This window comes from Streptococcus infantis (genome assembly GCF_047464415.1).
Taxonomy (GTDB): domain Bacteria; phylum Bacillota; class Bacilli; order Lactobacillales; family Streptococcaceae; genus Streptococcus; species Streptococcus infantis_AE.
Genome location: NZ_JASHBX010000036.1, coordinates 1 through 4,230, shown reverse-complemented (window position 1 = coordinate 4,230; position 4,230 = coordinate 1). Strand labels below are relative to the sequence as shown.

Sequence of the window (4,230 nt, the reverse complement as noted above, 5' to 3'; positions counted from 1 at the left end):
CCAGTTGAAGTGACAGCAGAACCAGGCTCAACAGTTGCCCTTTACGATAAAGACGGCAACAAGATTGGTGAAGGTACAGCAGGCCCAGATGGTAAAGTTACAATCACACCAGATGTAGATATTCCAGCAGGCCCAGTAACAGCTAAAGCTACGAAAGATGGTCAAACATCAGACGCAAGCGCACCAAAAGAAGCTACAGTAGCAACACCAGCTAAACCAAGCCAACCAGTTGTATCTACAGATCTCACAGGTAAAGCCGGCACTAAGACACCAGTTGAAGTGACAGCAGAACCAGGCTCAACAGTTGCCCTTTACGATAAAGACGGCAACAAGATTGGTGAAGGTACAGCAGGCCCAGATGGTAAAGTTACAATCACACCAGATGTAGATATTCCAGCAGGCCCAGTAACTGTTAAAGCAACGAAAGATGGTCAAACATCAGACGCAAGTGATCCAGTTCAAGCCACAGCAGCAACTCCAGCTGTGACCCCAGTAGCGAACCCATCAGCACTTACAGATGCCGAAAAAGCAAAAGTAGCAGATGAAGTTAAGAAATCTAACCCAACAGCAACAGATGTTAAAGTTGGTGAAGACGGTACAGCGACAGTAACCTTCCCAGATGGATCAACAGCAATCTTGACACCAGCACAGACAGTAAAAGAAGCTGATAAAGAACTTAAGGATCCAGCTGTAACCCTAGTTACAGATCCAAGTAACTTGACTGACGCTGAAAAAGCTAAAGTAGCAGAAGAAGTTAAGAAAGCTAACCCAACAGTAACAGATGTTAAAGTTGGTGAAGACGGCACAACAACAGTTACATATCCAGGTGGTACTACAGCTGTTCTCCCATCAAATAAAACTGTTAAGAGATCAGTTGATAAAGAACTTAAGGATCCAGCTGTAACACCGGTTACAAATCCAAGCAATTTGACTGATGACGAAAAAGCTAAGGTAGCAGAAGAAGTTAAGAAAGCTAACCCAACAGTAACAGATGTTAAAGTTGGTGAAGATGGCACAACAACCGTTACATATTCAGATGGTACAACAGCAACCTTAACTCCAGAGAAGACAGTAAAAGAAGCTGATTCAACTGGCGTTAATAGCCCAGCTGTAACCCCAGTTGTAAACCCATCAGCTCTTACAGATTCTGAAAAAGCTAAGGTAGCAGAAGAAGTTAAGAAAGCTAATCCAACCGTAACAGATGTTAAAGTTGGTGAAGACGGCGCAACAACCGTAACTTTCCCAGATGGATCAACAGCGGTTATCTCTCCAGATAAGACTGTTAAGAAATCTGCTAATAAAGTTATTAAAGATCCAGCTGTAACTCCAGTCGTTAATCCATCAGCCCTTACAGATGACGAAAAAGCAAAAGTAGCTGACGAAGTTAAGAAGGCTAATCCAACCGTAACAGATGTTAAAGTTGGTGAAGATGGTACGGCAACAGTTACATATCCAGATGGTACAACTGCTGTTATTCCATCAGATAAGACTGTTAAGAAGTCAGATGATAAAGTCATTAAGATTCCAGCTGTAACTCCAGTCGTGAACCCATCAGCCCTTACAGATGCCGAAAAAGCTAAGGTAGCAGAAGAAGTTAAGAAGGCTAACCCAACAGCAACAGATGTTAAAGTTGGTGAAGACGGTACAGCAACAGTAACCTTCCCAGATGGATCAACAGCAAGCTTGACACCAGCGCAAACAGTGAAAGAAGCTGACTCAAATGGCGTTAAGATTCCAGCTGTAACCCCAGTCGTAAACCCATCAGCACTTACAGATGCCGAAAAAGCTAAGGTAGCAGAAGAAGTTAAGAAAGCTAACCCAACAGCAACAGATGTTAAAGTTGGTGAAGATGGCACAGCAACAGTAACCTTCCCAGATGGATCAACAGCAAGCTTGACACCAGCGCAAACAGTGAAAGAAGCTGATTCAAATGGCGTTAAGACTCCAGCTGTAATCCCAGTAGCGAACCCATCAGCCCTTACAGATGCCGAAAAAGCTAAGGTAGCAGAAGAAGTTAAGAAATCTAACCCAACCGTAACAGATGTTAAAGTTGGTAAAGACGGTACAGCGACAGTAACCTTCCCAGATGGTTCAAAAGCAAGCTTGACACCAGCGCAAACAGTGAAAGAAGCTGATAAAGAACTTAAGGATCCAGCTGTAACTCCAGTCGTTAATCCATCAGCCCTTACAGATGCTGAAAAAGCTAAGGTAGCAGAAGAAGTTAAGAAAGCTAACCCAACTGTAACAGATGTTAAAGTTGGTGAAGACGGTACAACAACAGTTACATATCCAGGTGGTACAACAGCTGTTCTCCCATCAAATAAAACTGTTAAGAGATCAGTTGATAAAGAACTTAAGAATCCAGCTGTAATCCCAGTTGTAAACCCATCAGCTCTTACAGATTCTGAAAAAGCTAAGGTAGCAGAAGAAGTTAAGAAAGCTAACCCAACCGTAACAGATGTTAAAGTTGGTGAAGACGGCACAACAACAGTTACATATTCAGATGGTACAACAGCAACCTTAACTCCAGAGAAAACAGTAAAAGAAGCTGATTCAACTGGCGTTAATAGCCCAGCTGTAACCCCAGTTGTAAACCCATCAGCTCTTACAGATTCTGAAAAAGCTAAGGTAGCGGACGAAGTTAAGAAAGCTAACCCAACCGTAACAGATGTTAAAGTTGGTGAAGACGGCACAACAACCGTAACTTTCCCAGATGGTACAACAGCGGTTATCTCTCCAGATAAGACTGTTAAGAAATCTGCTGATAAAGTTATTAAAGATCCAGCTGTAACTCCAGTCGTTGATCCATCAGCCCTTACAGATGCTGAAAAAGCTAAGGTAGCAGAAGAAGTTAAGAAAGCTAATCCAACCGTAACAGATGTTAAAGTTGGTGAAGATGGTACGGCAACAGTGACATATCCAGATGGTACAACAGCTGTTATTCCATCAGATAAGACTGTTAAGAAGTCAGATGATAAAGTCATTAAGATTCCAGCTGTAACTCCAGTCGTTGATCCATCAGCTCTTACAGATGCCGAAAAAGCAAAAGTAGCGGACGAAGTTAAGAAAGCTAACCCAACAGCAACAGATGTTAAAGTTGGTGAAGATGGCACAGCAACAGTAATCTTCCCAGATGGTTCAAAAGCAACCTTGACACCAGCACAAACAGTGAAAGAAGCTGATTCAAATGGCGTTAAGACCCCAGCTGTGACCCCAGTAGCGAACCCATCAGCTCTTACAGATGCCGAAAAAGCAAAAGTAGCAGAAGAAGTTAAGAAAGCTAACCCAACTGCAAAAGATATCAAGGTAAACAAAGACGGATCAGTAGTTGTAACCTTTAAAGATGGCAGCACAGCGGTTATCCCATCAGATAAGACTGTTAAGAAATCAGCTGATAAAGCTAAGGAATCAGATGGCGTTAAGAATCCATCAGTAACAGCAGTTACAGATCCAAGCAACTTGACAGACGCCGAAAAAGCAAAAGTAGCGGACGAAGTTAAGAAAGCTAACCCAACTGCAAAAGATATCAAGGTAAACAAAGACGGATCAGTAGTTGTAACCTTTAAAGATGGCAGCACAGCGGTTATCCCATCAGATAAGACTGTTAAGAAATCAGCTGATAAAGCTAAGGAATCAGATGGCGTTAAGAATCCATCAGTAACTCCTGTTGTAAATCCAAGCAACTTGACAGACGCTGAAAAAGCAAAAGTAGCAGAAGAAGTTAAGAAAGCTAACCCAACTGCGAAAGATATCAAAGTTAACAATGATGGCTCAGTAGTTGTAACCTTTAAAGATGGTACAACAGCTGTTATTCCAGCAGATAAGACAGTTAAGAAATCATCAGATAAAGTTAAGGAATCAGATGGAGTTAAGAATCCATCAGTAACCCCAGTTACAGATCCAAGCAACTTGACAGATGCCGAAAAAGCAAAAGTAGCAGAAGAAGTTAAGAAAGCTAACCCAACTGCGAAAGATATCAAAGTTAACAATGATGGCTCAGTAGTTGTAACCTTTGAAGATGGATCAGTAGCAGTTATTCCAGCTGAAAAAGCTGTTACAGCTGCTAACCAAGATTCACCTGCTCAAGAACCATCTAAGAAAGAAGGAGCGAAAGAATTGCCAAACACTGGTACTAAACAATCTAACGCTTCACTTGGACTAGCACTTCTTGCAGCAGTGACAGGAGGACTTCTCATCGCTAAAAAACGCGAGGAAGAAGAGTAAGAAATT

General features: G+C 42.0%; 1 protein-coding gene. It reads left to right on the top strand.

Going from position 1 to position 4,230, the window contains the following annotated elements; translation table 11 throughout:
• The coding region (locus QM460_RS10240) for an LPXTG cell wall anchor domain-containing protein (protein ID WP_414290040.1) at window positions 1–4,224 on the top strand (4,224 nt) is incomplete at its 5' end.
• Window positions 4,225–4,230: the final 6 nt, after the last annotated feature.